Raw genomic sequence first — 16738 nt, forward strand, 5'->3', positions numbered from 1 at the left:
GAATGGAGCTGCGTCACCTGCGCTACTTCCTCGCGGTCGCCGAGGAACGGCACTTCGGCCGGGCCGCCGCGCGGCTGCACATCGCCCAGCCGCCGCTCTCCCAGCAGATCCGGCAACTCGAAACAGAGTTGGGCGTACGCCTGCTCGATCGCAACACCCGCCGCGTCGAGCTGACCGAGGCCGGAGCCGCCTACCTGGACCGGATCCGGCTGGTGCTGGCCGCCGTCGACGAGGCCGGCGAGGTGGCCCGCCGGGTCGCGGCAGGTCTGCAGGGCCGGCTGTCGGTGGGCTGTGTCGGCTCGGCCACCTACAGCCTGCTGCCCGCGGTCGCCCGCCGCCTGCGCGAGGAACTGCCCGGCGTGGAGGTGGCGTTCCGTGGCGAGATGCTCGGTGCGCAGCAGGTCGCCGCCCTGCAGCGACGTGACATCGACCTGGCGCTGCTGCGCCCGCCCGTCGACGACCCCGGCATCCTGGTGCGGGTGCTGCGCAGTGACGCCCTGATCGTCGTGCTGCCCGACGGTCACCGGCTCGCGAGCCGTGACCGGCTGAGCGTCGCCGATCTGCGCGACGAGGACTTCGTGGTCCACGCGATCCGGGACTCGGCGATGCACGGCACTGTCCGGCGGCTCTGCGACCGGGCCGGGTTCGAGCCGAGGATCCGGCACGAGGTGGTCGAGACGTCGACGCTGGTCACGTTCGTGGCCGCGGGACTGGGCGTGGCGATCGTCCCGGAACCGGTGGCGCAGCTCGGCGTGCCCGGCGCGACCTACCGGCCGCTCGCCGAACAGGACGCCCGCATCGATCTGGCCGTCGCGGTCCGTGCCGGCGACGACTCACCGGTGATCGACCAGGCGACCCGGGTGCTGTCCGAAACTGTTCGGGGGTTGGCACTACGGACACTGTTTCAGCCCTGACGGCGCTGACAGCATTCTCGGCATGAACAACACAGTCGCGGTCTTCGGGGCATACGGACACACCGGTCGATTCGTGGTGGCCGAACTGCGGCGACGCGGGCTGACCCCGATCCCGATAGGCCGCGACGCCGCCCGGCTCGCGGAGTTCGGCCCTGATCACCAGACTCGCGTGGCCTCGGCCGGCGACCCGGCTTCGCTCGACTCGGCACTGAAGGGCGCCGACGCGGTCATCAACACGGCCGGGCCGTTCGCCACCACCGCGGCGCCGGTGATCGAGGCGGCTCTGCGCGCCGGTATCCCGTACGTCGACGTGGCCGCCGAGATCGAGGCGAACGCCGACACGTTCACGCACTTCAGCGACGTGGACATCACGGTGCTGCCCGCGATGGCCTTCTTCGGCGGGCTCGGCGACCTGCTCGTGACCGCCGCGATGGGCGACTGGACGACCGCCGACGAGGCGCATGTCGCCTACGGTCTGAGCAGCTGGCAGCCCACCGCCGGGACCCTCGCCGCCGGCGCCGTCTCCCGTGACCGGCGCGCCGGGCAGCGGGTCCGCTTCACCGGCGGACGCCTCGACTACTACACGGACGCCTCGGAGCTGCCGGCTCTCGATTGGGACTTCCCGGCACCGATGGGCCGCCGTACGGTCCTCGCAGGGTTCACCATGGCTGACGTCGTCACCGTCCCGAGCCATCTGGTGATCCCCGAGGTCAGCACCTACATGACGATGACGGCGGCGAGCGACCTGGCCGCGGGCACGACCGATCCCGGCGGGCGGGCCGCCGAGACGTTCACCGTCGACGTGATCGTCCGTAACGGCACCGCCCAACGCCGCCTGACCGCCTCTGGCCGCGACATCTACGCGGTCAGCGCGCCGCTCGCGGTCGAGGCGGTCCAGCGCATCCTCGACGGCCGAACCCGCACCACCACCGGCGTGGCGTCCGCCGGCCGCCTCTTCGACGCTCCCGACTTCCTGGCCGCACTGTCCGACGGGCTGACGGTCGCCTGACGGGTCGTATTCCGGGGCGGGGCCAGGCCGACCGGCGGGGAGCTTTCCCCCCACCCCGCCGGTCGGCGACTGCCCGCGAGCACCCCCAGGCGAGCGGGTCAGTCGGCACACCCGCACCTGGGCAGCCCGTCGGCGTCTCCCGCCGGGGTCTCCGGAAGCGATCCGCCGACGGCGCCTCGAACTCCTCCGGAGACAACACCAGGGACTCCGCGGCGTCGGCGTCGGTGGACGACGATCGGTCCGCGGCGCTGAGTTCAGGCCCCTCACGATCTCAGCGTGGCGCTGCCGCCCGGGCCACCCGCTGATCGGCGGGTGGCACCCCGCCTCCCGGCTGAACCGTGCCGCCGCCCGCCGGACCTCCCCGTCCGAGGCGTCACTCGCAGTCAGCTTCTGCCGTCACATAGGGTTGTACCGGTGGATCGGCAACGACTCAGCAGCATCGCGCACACCCACCACCCGATCGCGGCGCCGGTCTCCGGCGTGAGCGTCAATCACCTGCTGCGCCGGGCCGGCCGTGAGCCGTCCGCCCGGATCCTCGATCTCGGATGCGGGGAGGCGGCATGGGCGCTGCAGGCATTGGCGCACCACCCCGACGGGATCGCCGACGGGCTCGACCTCAGCCCGTACGCTTTGGAGCGCGCCGCGACGGCAGCCGCGGAACGCGGGCTCGCCGACCGGCTCACGCTGCACGAACGGGACGCACGGGAGTACCCGGCGGACGGCGACTACGACCTGGTCCTGTGCATCGGCTCGACGCATGCGTTCGGCGGTTTCGAGGAGGCTCTCGACGTGGCCGGACGGCACGTGAACGCAGACGGCGTGCTGATGGTCGGTGAGATGTTCTGGGCGGTGCCGCCGACCCCGGCGGCACTGGCCGCGCTGGACGCGGCCCCGGCCGATCACACCGACCTGGCGGGCCTGGTCGACGTGGCTGCCACGGCCGGTTGGGCGCCTGTGTACGCGCACGTCAGCGCGGCCGGCGAGTGGGACGACTACGAGTGGTCGTGGACCGGTTCGCTGACCGGATGGGCTCTGGACAATCCGGGTCATCCGGATGCCGCGGAGGTGCTGGCGGTCGCCCGGGAGCACCGGGACGGCTGGCTGCGGGGTTACCGGGGTGTGCTCGGCTTCGTGACCCTGGTGCTGCGCCGGGCCGGGCTCGGGACGCCGGGTTAGCGTCGGGGGCCCGGATGGGTCCGGGTTCTCCGAGCTGGTCCAGTCTCTCCTAGGGATGACGATGTGAACGCTGTGAAGCCGGGCCGGATACCGGTCATCGCACTGACCGGCCACCTCGGTGCCGGCAAGACCAGCCTGCTCAACCACCTGCTGCGCCGGCCGGGAGCCCGGCTGGGCGTCGTCGTCAACGACTTCGGTGCGCTGAACGTGGACGCGGCGCTCGTCGCCGGGCAGATCGACGACGCCGAGGCGATCTCGGGCGGCTGTGTCTGCTGCCTGCCGGACGCCGGCGGCCTGGACGACGCGCTCCATCGTCTTTCGCGGCCTCGGCTCCGGCTGGACGCGATCCTGGTGGAGGCCAGCGGTGCCGCCGAGCCGGTCGCGCTCGCTCGCCTCGTCGCCCTCAGCGGCGTCAGCGGGATCCGGCTCGGTGGCCTCGTCGAGGTGATCGACGCCGCCGAGCACTTCAGCACCGTGGACCTCTGGCCGGAGCCGCCCGCGCGTTATGCGGCGGCGACTCTCGTCGTCATCAACAAGGCGGACCTGCTGCCGGCCACAGACCGCGACCGGGTGCTCGACCTGATCCGGGAACGGGTACGGCGACGCCACCCGCAGGTGCAGATCGTCACCGCCAGTCACGGCCGGGTCGATCCGGCACTCGTCTTCGACACCGCCGCCGACGAGGATCCGCCGGACGAGCTTCCGTTCGCCAAGCTCATGCGGGACCAGAGCCGGGACCACGACGACCACCAGCATGCGCGGGCGGCCTCTGTGGAGCTGGCGGGGCCGGTCTCGCCGAGCATGCTGGTCGACCTTCTCGAGGATCCACCGGCCGGCGCGTACCGGCTCAAGGGCCGGGTACGGGTGCGTGGATCGCGGAGCGAGCAGGGCTTCGTCGTCAACGTCGTGGGAACTCTGATCCATGTCGCACCGCTACGGGAGCCGCCTTCGGCCGGCGAGCTCGTCGCGATCGGGATGCACCTGGACCAGCCGGCCGCACAGCAGCGCCTGGAAGCTGTCGCGAGCACGCCGGCGGACCGCCCCGACACCGGTGGACTCCGGCGATTGCGTCGTTACCGCACGCTCAGCACCTGAGGCCGGCCTCGGGGGAGCGGCCGGCGGCCGTGGACGCGCACGCGGTCCGCCTACTGGGCGCCGAGGCGGGCCAGGGGCTCGATCAGTTCGCGTTCCTCGTAGGCCAGGTGGGACAGCAGGGTGTCGGTCAGCAGATCCACGGCGGCGCGCAGGCCGGCTGTGCCGCCGGGGCCGGAGACCATCTCGACCAGGGCCTTGTCGACTCCCTCGAGGACCTCGTGGATGACGTGGTGCTCCTGTTCGAGGCGGTCGACGACCGGGGCCAGGCGCGGGTCGCTGCGGCGCAGGTGCGGGAAGAGCGACCGGTCCTCGATGGTGTGGTGGGTGGTGACGATCCGGCAGTACGACTCGCAGTACGTGCCGAGCGTCCAGTTGTTCTGCCGCATCGTCATCGTGTTGATGTGGGAACGCGCGGTGCCGACGTCGATCCGTCCCGCCTCGACCTGGTCGATCAGGTCGTGGATCTGGGCGAGTTCTCCGCGCAGCCCGTCGTGCACCTCGATCAGGTGCCGGCCGTTGGCGAGTTCGCGAGGGGTGTAGGTGCGCTCCGGATCCGGTGTGGGCCCGGTGGGGCGGGCCTGCTCGTCCCAGACAACGGTGCTGCTTCGGCGTACGCCATCGTCCTTGGTCGGTGCGACGGTGAACGGTGACCGGCCCGCCACCCGGACCGGCGCGGACGTCGGCCCGGTGTTGATCGACCCGGGCCGTTCCTGTCGCGTCGCGGTGGTGCTCTCGCGTTCCTGTCGCGTCGCGGTGGTGCCTTCGCGTTCCTGTCGCGTCGCGGTGGTGCCTTCGCGTTCCTGCCGCGTCGCGGTGGAGCCCGAGCGTTCGGCGGCGACCGCCTCGCGGACCGCGGGGGCCACCTCGGCCGCGAATCGGCGCAGGTCGTCCGGGTCGTCGGTGGCCAGGATGAACGTGCCTATGCCGTCGGTTAGGGCCAGGTCGGTGAGTTCCTCGGCCCACTGTTCGGCCGGGCCCTGCAGGGGGCCTCGCCCGATGTCGGTGAAGCGGCCGCCGATGTTGAGCAGGCGGCGCACGTCGGCAGGCTTGCGGCCGGCCTCCAGGGTGGCCTCGTCGATGATCCGGTTGCCGGCGGCCAGGTCACCGTCCTGCAGGTAGGCGAGCGACGGCAGCCAGCCGTCGGCGCGGCGGCCGGTCAGGGCGAGCATCCTGGGTTTGTAGGCGCCGAGCCAGATGCCGACATCGTGAGCCGGGGCCGGGCCGCGCTTGGCGCCGACGACCCGGTGGAACTCGCCGTCGACCCGGACGCCGCCACGGGCGCCGGTGTCCCACAGCTGGCGGATGACGTCGATGCCCTCCTCGAGGGCCCGCACGGCCTGGCCGGCGGTGAGTCGTGTCGTGCCCATGGCCTCGATCGCGTCCCAGAACGCGCCGGCGCCGAGGCCCAGCTCGATGCGGCCTCCGCTGAGCAGGTCGAGGCTGGCGACGCTGCGCGCCAGCACGGCCGGTGGGCGCAGCGGGAGGTTCGTGACGTTGGCTGCCAGGTGCACCCGGTCGGTGCGGGCCGCGGCGTAGCTGAGCAGGGTCCAGGTGTCGAGGAAGCCGGGCTGGTAGGGGTGGTCCTGGTAGGTGACCAGGTCCAGGCCGGCCTGTTCGGCGAGCACGGTGAGCGCGACGACCCGGGTGGGGTCGCCGGCGGTGGGCGTGATGAAGGACCCGAACTGGAGTGGGTGGCCGTAGTCGGACATGCGGCAACTGTGACGCGGAAAAGATGTTCTGTCAAACAGAACATTTGTGTGGCAGAACTTCTGTGGTGCTGGCTATGGTGGTGCGGTGACGACCCCCCTCGAAGGTGACCTCGGCTGGATGCTGGGCGTGGTCTTCCGTGCCTACGCCAAGGCCGCCGACCACGCTCTGAGTGACCTGCCCGGCGGGCCCCGCGGCTATCAGGTTCTCTCCGCCGCGGTCGGTGAGCCGCCCCGCAACCAGGGCGCGATCGGCCAGGACCTGGGCATCGACCGGACCATCCTGACGTATCTCATCGACGACCTGGAGCGGGCCGACCTCGTCGCGCGCCGCCCCGACCCGGCCGACCGCCGCAGCCGGCTCGTCGTCGCCACCGTGAAGGGGCACGAGACCTGGCAGGCGCGGCGTGACGCGCTGCGGCATGTCGAGGCGCACGTCCTCGGCGTCCTCGCCCCGGAGGACGCCGAGCGTTTCCGGGGTCTGTTGCAGACGATCGCCTGCAACGCCCAGAGCCTCGACCCGCTCACCGACCTGTGCGAGGCCGTGACCGCCGCTCAGGACAAAGCACCGGCGCGTCCCACCCGCAGGCCCCGCCGGTCGTGATCAACACTCGATGACACAGCATCGTGTACTTGGCGCGGCCCACCGCCACCGCCGACAACCGGCCGACCAGCGCGTAGTCCAGGAAGGCGGCGGCGTCCGGGCCGGCAACCTCGAGCTGGCCCATGTGACCGAGGTCGAACAGGCCGGCGCCGGTGCGGACGATGTGGTGCTCGGCGATGTCACTGCCGTAGCGCAGCGGCATCGACCAGCCGGCAAAGCCGGTCATGGCCGCGCCGAGACGCTGATGGACGTGATGCAGTGCGGTGCGTCGCAACGGAGGCTCCTTCGTCGGGTCGGGGCCTCCCTCGCTCTGTCATCTCTGCCTGAGAGGTTCACCGCCGGAGGGCGGCTTGCACCGTGGGCGCAGCCCCTGTCGCAGAGCTGTCTTTCCAGAGTCGCCTGACCGTCGCGGTACTGGGGCCTGAGAGATTCTGAGGGAGAAGTTGCTCCTTCGGCGCCCCGCCCCGGCAGGGGCGGGGACTCTCCCGCGGTGGCGTCGCGGCGAAGTCTTCACTTGTGGCTCGGACCATACCGCACGCAGGCCCGGCACGGACCTCAGCGGCGAACCGGTGGGGTGATCCGCACCCGCTCCTGAGCAGGCCGGGTCTCGATGTCACCGAGCTGCGCGGTCACGGTGGCGCGCAGCTCGTCGTAGTCGCCGAACGCGTAGTCGTGGAACAACGTGTAACCGGCCCACATCAGATTGGCGCAGACCCGCGGCGGCACCTTGCCGGTCGCCGCGCCCATGCCGACCAGCGCCACCGAGGTGATGCTGCCGGGGTGGGCCGCGTTCTGCCGGTGAATGGCCTGGAACGCGGCCGCGCAGGCGAGAGCCACATTGAGCGTCTCGCGGACGTTCTCCGCCGACTGGTGCATCGTCGGCGCCGAGATCAGGAAGTCCGGGTTGGCCGCGCCGGACGGCACGCACACCGCGCTGCCGATCGGCAGGTGCCCACCGAACCCGGCCTTGATCGCCTTCTGCACGCGCAGCTGGATGCCGGCGCCCAGATGGCGCTTGATCACCGCGTCGACTCCGCCGTTCATCTCGCCGTGCGAGTTGGTCGGGGTGACCCACGCGTCGACCCGCTGGGTGAGGATCGACCCCTTCACGATCTCGACGCCCGGGGTGTCGGCGAACGCCGATCGCCAGGCCTCGACGACCCGCGCGTTGACGTCGGTCAGCACAACCTTGAGCTGGGGAATCACGGGCTCAACGGACATCGCACACTCCACTGTGAAGACGGAAGGCGGCGACCATATCGCGGGGGTCCGACAAGAAATCCGGCGCCGGGCGGCTGCCATGATGCGCCGATGACCGACACGAATGACCCGCTGTCACTCACCGAGCTGTTCAGCGGCGGGGGCGAGCCCTGGCTGCCGCTGCTCAAGCCCGTCATCGAGGCCCAGCCCGCGGCCGAGACGTTCATCGGGCCCGGCCGCGGTCCACAGACGGTCCCGGTGCGGGAGCTGACCTTCCAGGCGCTCAAGCCGAATCCGGCGCACAGGTGGAAGGTCGTCGTCTTCGGACAGAACCCCTATCCGCGTGCCGAGAGCGCCACCGGCATCGCGATGTTCGACAACACCTTCCACGACTGGGCCGACAGCCAGTTCGGCCGGGTCGTCAGCATCCGCTGCATCATCAAAGCGGCCGCCATGTGGAAGTACGGCATTCCCAAGAAGACCCCGATCGCCGACATCCGCGCGCTGCTCAAGAAGCAGGACACCGTGCAGCCGCCGGAGTGGTTCCAGGCGATGCTCACCCAGGGCGTCCTGCTGCTCAACGCTTCGCTCACCGCCAGCGCCGACGGCGCTCTGGGTGCCGACCGGCACACCGCCTTCTGGCGGCCGGTCGTGGAGACGATCGTCGAGGAGATCCTGCGGTCCAAGCAGCAGGCCGGCCCGGAGGACCGCGGTGTCGTCTTCGCCTGGTGGGGCGCGCACGCCCGCACACTCAAGAGCCTGGTCCAGCGACTGGAGCGCAAATACCCCGAGGTCGAGGTCCGGCACATCGACCATCCGAACCCGGCGGCCCAGGGCGACATCTTCTGCGACAACGAGCACTTCACGGTCGTCAACGACGCGCTGCAGTCGCTCGGTCAGAGCCCGGTCGACTGGCTGCCCAGCCGCGGCTGGAACGCGGGCGAGACCAACGCCGAGCGGATGGGCGCCTTCATCGCGTCCACCATGGAGCTGCACCAGCTCTACCTGGAGCGTCTCGCCAGCGTCAAGGACGAGGGCCTGGCGCTCCCGGCGATCACCGGTGTCTTCGACACCCCGCTGCAGGACTTCCGCACGGCCGTCACGCCGGTCGCCAAGCTGCTCGCGGGCCTCGACTGGGACGTGCAGCGTTCCCACGAGTTCGGCATGACGAAGTCCGGCGCGGCCCTGACCGCCGACGAGGTCGCCGCGCTCTATCTCTACACCTGTGAGTCCGCGTTCTACCGGCAGATCAACGCGACGCTGCGGCACCCCGACCGGAGCCGCCTCGAGCCGTACCTTCCGTACCTGCGCCTGCTCTTCTCCGCGGTCGGACGGCTGCCGGTGCGCACCGAGCCGCTGTGGCGCGGCGTCAACCTCGACCTGCGTGCGCAGTACCCGCTCGGCCGTACCGTGACGTGGTGGGGTGTCTCGTCGTGCACCTCGAAACTCAGCGTGGCCCAGAGCTTCCTCGGCGGGCGCGGAAAGCGGACCCTTTTCGAGGTACGCCCCAGGCGGGCCGTCGGTATCAAGGCGTTCTCGGCGTTCACCGGTGAGGAGGAGTTCATCCTGGCGCCCGGCACCCAGCTCGAGGTGACCGAGGTCAAAGCCGAGCGTGGCGGCCTGTGCACGGTCCGGCTGACCGAGTCCGAGGAGCAGCCGATGGTCGTGTGAGAGAGTGGGAGTTCCCCCGGCATTTACACCCCGCAAGGACACCGGCAGTGAGCAAGCATCGTGCGAGCCTGAGCACGCTGCTGCGTCACGTCCACGTCAGCGGTCCGCTGTCGCGCGCCGCCCTGGCCGAGCGGATGGACGTCAACCGCAGCACCATCCTGGCGCTGACCAGCGAGCTCGTCGCCGCCGGCCTGGTTCGTGAGGAGAACCCGGCGGCACCGGCCGGTGCGGGGCGCCCCTCGCTGGTGGTGCGCCCGGAGACCGAGCGGGTGTTCGTGCTGGCCTTCGACGTGGCCGTCGACCGGCTGGTGGCGGCCCGCGTCGGGCTCGGCGGGACGGTTCTCGACCGGCGGGAGACGACGCGTCCGCGTACCGGTGTGGACCTGGACGCCGTGGTCAGCAACCTCGCCGCGCTCGGCCGGGAACTCCACGACGCGGCCCCGCCCGGCACGGTCTGCGCCGGGATCGGCGCCTCGTACTGCGGCATGATCCGGCCCGGTGACGGCATGGTCCGCTACGGCCCCGAGCTGGGCTGGGTCGACCAGGCGTTCGGCACCGAACTCGCGGCCGCGCTCGGCGTCGGCCTGCCGGTCGCCGTCGGCAATGAGGCCCACCTGGGTGCGCACGCCGAGTTCGTGCGTGGTGCCGGGATCGGCTCACCCGACCTGATCTACCTGCACGGCGACGTCGGTGTGGGCGGCGGCATCCTGGTCGGAGGCACCCTGCTCGGCGGCGAGAGCGGCTACGGCTGCGAGGTCGGGCACATGCTGGTCAACCCGCACGGTGGCCGGGAGTGCCTGTGCGGCTCGCGCGGCTGTCTGGAGGCCGAGACCGGGGAGTACGCGTTGCTCGAGGCCGTCGGCCGGGGCGACGAGTTCGGCCGGGAGGCGGTCCGCTCGGTGGTGCGCGCCGCCGCCGCCGGTGATCCGGCCGCCGCTGCCGCGGTCGCCTCGATCGGGGACTGGCTGGGCATCGGCGTCGCCAACCTGATCAACCTGTTCAACCCGGGCGTCGTCGTGTTCGGCGGCACCCTGCGCGAGCTGTACGCGGCCGCCGCTCCTCAGGTCGGCGCCCGGATCGCCCAGCACAGCATGCGGGTGTCGCGGGAGCGTGCGCGGTTGCTGCCGTCCGGCCTCGGCGACGACGCCACCCTGATCGGCGCCGCCGAGAAGGGGTTCGCCGCCCTGTTGTCGGATCCGCTGGGCGGTCTCCTGGTAGACAGAACGTTCTAGCCACCTTCTCCCGGTAGACAGAACGTTCCAGCCACCTTCTAGACACCTTTTACGGTCAGGGTCTGGTTGGGGCTGGTGGGGACAGTCCTGTCCCGGGCCGCTTGATCGCCCAGCCGTGGTCGGCGAATCCTTCCCGGGGCCGCTTGATCGCCCAGCCGTGGTCGGCGAACCCTTCCCCGGGCTGTTGGTCGCTCAGCCGTGGCCGGTGAACCCTTCCCCGGGCCGCTTGATCGCCCAGCCGTGGTCGGCGAACCCTTCCCGGGGCCGCTTGATCGCCCAGCCGTGGCCGGCGAACCCTTCCCCGGGCTGTTGATCGTCCAGCCGTGGCCGGTGAACCCTTCCCCAGGCCGCCTGATCGCCCAGCCGTGGGCGGCGAACCCTTTACCGGTCCGGAGGCAGCGATATCCCGGAGCCCGGCTCCGAAAACGGCCGTAGTTGATCGTCCAGCACCGGGTCGCGGCGGTAACCGACCCCCACGACCCCGGAGCCCACGACGGTAACGCCAGGCCGTCAGCCGACCGAGCGCCATCACGGCTCAGACGGATGCGGCTGACGGGCCGGGAACCCCGACGGCGAAAGCTCTCAGTGGACAGAACGTTCCAGCCACTCGGTGTGCTGAACGGCGAGCGTCAACCCGTGAAGGACTCCTGGCCGACGACCCGGAGCAGATCCAGGTAACCGGCCGTCGCGCTGCCCGGTGGAGCGGTGAGCATCATGAGCCGCTGATCCTCGGCGGGTGTCAGCAGCGTCTCGAAATCCAGTTCCAGCATGCCGACCGTCGGGTGCTGCACCCGCATCCGGCTGGTGCGCCGCACCGCCACCTCGTGCCGGTCCCAGAGCTCGGCGAACTCCGTACTCCCGGCACGTAACCGCCGGACCATTGACGTAGCCACCGGATCCGTGCCACGACGGGCCACCGCCGCGCGCAGATCGGCCACCTGCAGCCGACTCCAGTAGTCGTGGTCCTCTACCGGATGCGCCGCCCGGATCCGGGGATCGTTGAACCACCGCCACACGACGTTGTGGTCCTTCTCATGGTCGTGCAGCACCGGCGGGCAGATGTCGCCGAACAGCGTCTCGGCCAGCGCGTTCTGCGCCAGCACGTCGCCGAGGTCGCTGAGCACCTGCGCCGGCACACCGGTCAGCTGATCGAGGAGATAGAGAAGCCCCGGCCGTACGTGAGCGCCGGCGAGCCGCCCGGCCGGCGGACGGTGCCCGGCCAGCAGGTACAGATGGTCGCGTTCGTCGTCGCTGAGCCGCAGCGCCTGCCCGAGCGAGCGCAGCACCTGCGGCGACGGTTGCGGGCTGCGGGCCTGTTCCAGCCGCATCAGATAGTCGGCCGACATGCCGGCGAGCATCGCCAGCTCCTCCCGGCGCAGACCGGGGGTACGCCGTCTCGGACCGGTCGCGAGCCCGACCTCGGCCGGCCGCAGGCGCTCCCGGCACCGCCGGACGAAGTCGGCCAGCTCTCGTCGATCCATGGCTGCCATCGTCCCGCAGATCTCCGGACCTAGCCAAGGACCGCCGATCCTAGGCAGAGAGGTCCGCTCCACAACCGGCTTCCCTGGCTGCAGCGTGGGTTTCACAGCGATCCACGAGCAACAGACGTCCCAGGAGAGGTGGCAATCATGGAGGCGATCGTCTTCGACCGGTTCGGCGGACCCGAGGTGCTGCGGATGACCGAGGTCGGCCTGCCGGAACCAGGTCCCGGCCAGGTACGGCTGCGGGTGGTGTCCGCGGCCGTCAACCCGGTCGACCACAAGATCCGCAACGGCTGGCTGGAGGCCGTCTTCCCGACCGTGTTCCCGGCCGTCCCCGGCTGGGAGGCGGCCGGCGTGGTCGACGAGGTCGGCGAGGGCGTGACCGGTCTGGCGTCCGGTGACGAGGTGTTCGGATTCACCGACACCGGGTCGTACGCCGGATACGCCCTCGCCACCGTCGTCGCCCGCAAGCCCGCGGCCCTGAGCTGGGACGAGGCGGCGGCCCTGCCGGTCGCCGGCGAGACCGCGCAGCGGGTGCTCGACCTGCTGGCGGTCACCGGTGGTGAGACCGTGCTGGTGCACGGCGCGGCCGGCGCTGTGGGCGGTCTGGCGGTGCAGCTGGCCGTGGCCCGCGGGGCGACCGTCATCGGCACCGCGTCGGCGGCGAACCACGACCATCTGCGGTCGCTCGGCGTGATCCCGGTGACGTACGGCGACGGCCTGGCCGACCGGGTCCGGGCCCTGGCACCGCGGGGCGTCGACGCCGTGTTCGACGCGGCCGGGCAGGGGGCGGTGCAGGTCTCCGTCGAACTGCGGGGCACCACCGACCGGATCATCACGATTGCCGACGCGGTCGCCGCGCAGGAGGCGGGCGTCCCGTTCTCCGCCGGTGGCGAACGCACCGCGGAGGCGTTGGCGGCGCTGGCGGACCTGGCCGTCGCCGGCCGCCTGCACGTCGAGGTGGCGGACACGTACCCGCTGGCCGAGGCGGCGAAGGCCCAGGAACAGAGCGCGACCGGCCACACCCGCGGCAAGCTGCTGCTGCATCCGTAGCGGTCCGGGGGTAGTGCCAGCCCCACCATCAGCCGCGTGCCAGCTCCACTGTGGTGCGGGCCGGTTCCCGGCAGGCTGGGATCCAGACAGCTTGATCGTGGAAAACGGGGGGAATCGTGTCGCGCTCACAGGGTCGTGTCTTCAGCCGGCGAACCGTTCTCGGCGGGGCCGCCGCCGGGGTCGCCGGTGCCTGGCTGGCATCGGCCGGGCCCGCCTCAGCGGCGTCATCGGCGCCGCTGCCCATCGACCGGGTCGCCGCCCGGTTCGACGACCGGCTCATCGCCCTGCGCCGGGACCTCCACGCCCATCCGGAGGGTCCCGGCCAGGAGCGGCGTACCGCCGAGGTGGTGGCGCGGTCGCTGCGTGCGGCCGGTCTCGACGTCACCACCGGGGTCGGTGGCCACGGGGTGGTCGCGGTCCTGACCGGCGCGCGGCCCGGCCGGACCGTCGCCTACCGCGCCGACATGGACGCCGTCCCGCCCAGCGACCAGATCGGCGGCAACGCCACCGCGGCCCACCTGTGCGGACACGATCTGCACACGACGATCGGCGTCGGTGTGGCCCTCGTGCTCGCCCGTCTGCGCGAGCGCCTGTCCGGCCGCGTCATGTTCGTGTTCCAGCCGGCCGAGGAGTCGCTGTCCGGTGCTCGCGACATGCTGGCCGACGGGGTGTTCGACATCCGGCGGCCCGCCGAGATCCACGCCCTGCACTGCTTCCCGTTCCCGGTCGGCGAGTTCCGGGTGACCACCGGTTTCGGCATGCCCGGCCAGGATCGCGGCGTGATCACCCTGACCGGCCCGGACGCCACGGCCCGGGCCGAGCTGCTCGCCGCCGACCTGGCGACCCTGAGCACGGTCACCCGCCCGGCCACCCCGGCCGCACTGGAGCAACTGGTCACCGACCTGCAGACGCCGAACGGTCCGCTGACCAGGTTCGTGTTCCTCCAAGCCCGGCCGGCCGGTGCTCAGGTCCAGGTCGTCTACCGCTGCTGGCCCGAGCCGCGCTATACCGAGGTCCGTGCCGAGGTGCGCCGGCGCGCGCTCGCCGCCGGTGCGGAGTCCGTCGAGTTCCCGCCCGAGCCGTTCCCCGCGATGATCAGCCCGGTGAAGGAGGGGCGTGCCCTCGAACGCCACCTGAAGCGCACGATCGGCCGCGACCGGGTCTCGGCGCTGCACGCCGCGGTTCCGTTCAGCGGTGAGGACTACTCGCTGTTCCTCAACGAGATCCCGGGCACCTACACGCTCCTCGGTGTCCGCTCACCCCGTGCGGCCATCGAGTCGAGCTACCCGCACTTCGGCACCTTCAGGCCGGACGAGCGAGCCATCGGCCACGGTGTCCGCGCGATGGCCGGTTGGCTTGCCAGCCGCACCTGATCCCCTCCCGCTGGCCGGGCGCCCACGATCGGGGATCGGGAAAGGGCCGGGCGATGGCGGGTTGGCCGGCTGTCTGCACCTGATCCGTCCCTCGCGCGCTGGGATCCGCGACGCTGGCCCGGCCGACGAGCGGGGAGAGGACACCGGCCGAGACCCGTGGGTCGGCACGCAGGTTGGCTGGCCTGCTCCAACGAACCCCTTCGCGACGCTGGGAGTCGATTAGTGTCCATGCGTCGATCAATTACGGGGAGTGAATCTTGAGGATGCGCCCGAAGTCTGCCGGAGTCGTCGCCGCCCTGCTGGTCACTGCTGGGATGGTTCCGTTGTCCGGGCCCGCCGTCGCCGCGTTGCCGGCCTGTCCCGAGGTCTACGGCCACGGTGGCTACCCGGCGAGCGGTGACACCGTCGCCCTCGACCAGGTGCGCCAGCCCCACCATCCGCGAGGACTGCAGGCGCAGAGTGGCTGGGGTGCAGACGGCGTGGAGGCGGACGTCCAGCTCACCCGGGACGGCACCAAGGCGGTCATGTGGCACAACACCACCACCGGCAAGCTGACCGGCTCCAATAACAAGATCACCGAGCTGTGGTGGGCGACCGGCGGCACCATGCTCTCCGGGCGCACCATCGAGGTCGGCCCCTATGCCGGGGAGACCGTCTACACGTTGCGCGAGTGGCTGAACTCGGCGAAGGCCAACGGGCTCAACGCCTACCTCGAGGTGAAGGGTGATGCGCGGCAGTCCCTGCTGCACAGCGACGCCGCGATCAAGGCGCGGGCCTGGTCGGAGCTGCTCGCGCCCGTGCAGGAGCGGTATGCGGGTCAGGCCATCACGATGTATTCGAACGACACGGCGGTCGCGGCCGAGCTGAACACGCGGGCGGCCGCGCTCGGGCTGTCGTCGGTTCTCGTAAACCGCCCGAAGTGGACCGACAGCGTCGCCTGGCAGGAGCCGCCCCTGCCCGCCTTCGGGAATGAGGCCAAGTGGGCTTCGGTGCTGGCGACCGGCCCGAGCCGGGTGTTCACCAGCTATCCCCGGGAGTATCGCGTCTGGCTGACCTCGCAGGCCGGCGTCGGCTGTTCGGCGTGACGCGCTTGACCAATCGGTTTCCATCAATGTAAACGTTTCAAGGCGGGAGGCGTGACGAGGAGGATGCGATGAAGAGGTCTCGGTTGATCACCCTGGGTGCGGCCGCCGTGGTCGCCGTGCCGGCTCCGGCGCTCGCGAGCCCCGGCCACACCCCGGTTCCGGGGGAGTGCAGCGGTGTCGCCCCGATCGTCTGCCATTACGACGTGCCGCCGGGGGATTATGACGTCTCGCTCGTCCTGGGCAGCCCCGATGTGCCCGGCAGCACCGCGGTGCGGGCCGAGGCCCGCCGGATGATGCTCGCTGAGACGGTCACCGAGGCGGGCCGATTCGCCCGTGGCGGCTTCAGCGTCGACGTCCGGGAGCCGGAGGGTGAGCCGACGCTGGACACCCTCGGGACTCCGGGCCTCACGCTGACTTTCAGCGGTGCGGCGCCGCAGGTCGGCCGGATCACGGTCCGGCCAGCGTCGCGCCGGGCCCCGCACCTGTTCCTGGCCGGCGACTCGACCGTCTGCGACCAGGGCATCGCGCCCTACACCGGCTGGGGACAGGCCGTCCCGCAGCATCTGCGGCGCGGAGTCACGGTCGCCAACTACGCCGACTCGGGCGAGAGCACGGGCTCGTTCCTGGCCGACCCGCGTCTCTGGGGCGCCATGGCTCCCCGGGTCGGCAGAGGTGACGTGGTGCTGCTCCAGTTCGGTCACAACGACAAGGCGACGACCGCCGGGGACTACCGGGCCAACCTGACCCGGATGATCACCGGGCTGCGGGCGGCGCATGCCAGGCCGGTGCCGGTCAGCCCGCCGGTGCGCCGCCTCTTCGACGGCACCGGGCGGCTGACCCCGGTGGCCCGGCACGTCAACGGGCTGGGCGTGGACCTGCCCGCCGAGATGGAGGCGGTCGCGACCGAGCTGGACGTCCCGTACGTGAACCTGACCGCCGACAGCGCCGCCCTGGTCGAGTCGCTGGGTACCGAGGCGTCCAAGCCGATCTACCTGTATGACGAGAAGCGCGACAACACCCACTTCTCCGAGTACGGCGCGGATCAGATCGGCCGGCTGGTCCTGGACCGTCTCAGGGAGCTGGGGATGCTGCCGGCTGTCCGGTTCCGTGTATAAATCGTTTCAGAGCTGAGGGGGGTT

15 protein-coding genes and 2 riboswitches are annotated in these 16738 nt (G+C 71.4%); of the genes, 11 read left to right on the forward strand and 4 right to left on the reverse strand.

The annotated features are described in order from the left end of the window. Positions 1 to 2: 2 nt before the first annotated feature. The 4 genes from CLV67_RS29440 (at position 3) to CLV67_RS29455 (ending at position 4194) form a co-directional block, all read left to right on the forward strand. Positions 3 to 914, forward strand: coding sequence for a LysR substrate-binding domain-containing protein (locus CLV67_RS29440; protein WP_106324107.1), 912 nt, complete (start codon positions 3 to 5; stop codon positions 912 to 914). 22 nt (positions 915 to 936) lie between these two features. Beyond that, positions 937 to 1923, forward strand: a complete 987-nt coding sequence (locus CLV67_RS29445) for a saccharopine dehydrogenase NADP-binding domain-containing protein (RefSeq protein WP_106324109.1) — start codon at positions 937 to 939, stop codon at positions 1921 to 1923. Between the two features lie 414 nt (positions 1924 to 2337). Beyond that, positions 2338 to 3099, forward strand: a complete 762-nt coding sequence (locus CLV67_RS29450) for an SAM-dependent methyltransferase (RefSeq protein WP_106324111.1) — start codon at positions 2338 to 2340, stop codon at positions 3097 to 3099. Between the two features lie 63 nt (positions 3100 to 3162). Beyond that, a complete protein-coding gene (locus CLV67_RS29455) occupies positions 3163 to 4194 on the forward strand; it encodes a CobW family GTP-binding protein (RefSeq protein WP_106324113.1) in 1032 nt (343 codons plus the stop codon). A 50-nt stretch (positions 4195 to 4244) separates the two neighbouring features. Here CLV67_RS29455 and CLV67_RS29460 read toward each other — a convergent pair whose 3' ends face one another. Next, positions 4245 to 5903: an LLM class flavin-dependent oxidoreductase gene (locus tag CLV67_RS29460; protein WP_106324115.1), complete on the reverse strand. Its 1659-nt coding sequence runs from the start codon at positions 5901 to 5903 to the stop codon at positions 4245 to 4247. 85 nt (positions 5904 to 5988) lie between these two features. On the opposite strand from CLV67_RS29460, the gene CLV67_RS29465 reads away from it, so the two are divergent. After that, entirely contained in the window at positions 5989 to 6504 is a 516-nt protein-coding gene (locus CLV67_RS29465) for a MarR family winged helix-turn-helix transcriptional regulator (protein WP_239166566.1), read from the forward strand. On the opposite strand, the gene CLV67_RS29470 is transcribed toward CLV67_RS29465, so the two are convergent. Both CLV67_RS29470 and CLV67_RS29475 read right to left on the reverse strand, forming a co-directional pair. Further along, complete coding sequence (locus tag CLV67_RS29470; RefSeq protein ID WP_239166567.1) at positions 6425 to 6778, reverse strand: aminomethyltransferase family protein; 354 nt, start codon at positions 6776 to 6778, stop codon at positions 6425 to 6427. The genes CLV67_RS29465 and CLV67_RS29470 overlap by 80 nt on opposite strands. A 34-nt stretch (positions 6779 to 6812) precedes the next feature. After that, positions 6813 to 6899: riboswitch (glycine riboswitch) on the reverse strand. Positions 6900 to 6903: 4 nt separating this feature from the next. Continuing rightward, positions 6904 to 7002: riboswitch (glycine riboswitch) on the reverse strand. A gap of 57 nt (positions 7003 to 7059) precedes the next feature. Continuing rightward, positions 7060 to 7725, reverse strand: coding sequence for a macro domain-containing protein (locus tag CLV67_RS29475; RefSeq protein WP_106324117.1), 666 nt, complete (start codon positions 7723 to 7725; stop codon positions 7060 to 7062). Between the two features lie 90 nt (positions 7726 to 7815). Between CLV67_RS29475 and CLV67_RS29480 the strand changes: the two genes are divergently transcribed. Then, positions 7816 to 9375: an ADP-ribosyltransferase domain-containing protein gene (locus CLV67_RS29480; RefSeq protein WP_106324119.1), complete on the forward strand. Its 1560-nt coding sequence runs from the start codon at positions 7816 to 7818 to the stop codon at positions 9373 to 9375. Between the two features lie 47 nt (positions 9376 to 9422). Further along, positions 9423 to 10607, forward strand: a complete 1185-nt coding sequence (locus CLV67_RS29485; RefSeq protein WP_106324121.1) for an ROK family transcriptional regulator — start codon at positions 9423 to 9425, stop codon at positions 10605 to 10607. 629 nt (positions 10608 to 11236) lie between these two features. Here CLV67_RS29485 and CLV67_RS29490 read toward each other — a convergent pair. After that, positions 11237 to 12088, reverse strand: a complete 852-nt coding sequence (locus tag CLV67_RS29490) for a helix-turn-helix transcriptional regulator (RefSeq protein ID WP_239166568.1) — start codon at positions 12086 to 12088, stop codon at positions 11237 to 11239. 147 nt (positions 12089 to 12235) lie between these two features. Between CLV67_RS29490 and CLV67_RS29495 the strand changes: the two genes are divergently transcribed. The 4 genes from CLV67_RS29495 (at position 12236) to CLV67_RS29515 (ending at position 16714) form a co-directional block, all read left to right on the forward strand. Then, positions 12236 to 13141, forward strand: a complete 906-nt coding sequence (locus CLV67_RS29495) for an NADP-dependent oxidoreductase (RefSeq protein WP_106324125.1) — start codon at positions 12236 to 12238, stop codon at positions 13139 to 13141. 116 nt (positions 13142 to 13257) lie between these two features. Then, positions 13258 to 14514 carry a M20 metallopeptidase family protein gene (locus tag CLV67_RS29500; protein WP_106324127.1) on the forward strand — a complete coding sequence of 419 codons (1257 nt, stop codon included), beginning with the start codon at positions 13258 to 13260 and terminating at the stop codon, positions 14512 to 14514. A 263-nt stretch (positions 14515 to 14777) separates the two neighbouring features. Next, a complete protein-coding gene (locus CLV67_RS29510) occupies positions 14778 to 15599 on the forward strand; it encodes a glycerophosphodiester phosphodiesterase family protein (protein WP_106324129.1) in 822 nt (273 codons plus the stop codon). A 68-nt stretch (positions 15600 to 15667) separates the two neighbouring features. Next, entirely contained in the window at positions 15668 to 16714 is a 1047-nt protein-coding gene (locus CLV67_RS29515) for a rhamnogalacturonan acetylesterase (protein WP_170154053.1), read from the forward strand. The last annotated feature ends 24 nt before the right edge of the window (positions 16715 to 16738 follow it).

The sequence above is a fragment of the Actinoplanes italicus genome, from assembly GCF_003001815.1.
In the GTDB taxonomy this organism is placed as follows: domain Bacteria; phylum Actinomycetota; class Actinomycetes; order Mycobacteriales; family Micromonosporaceae; genus Actinoplanes; species Actinoplanes italicus.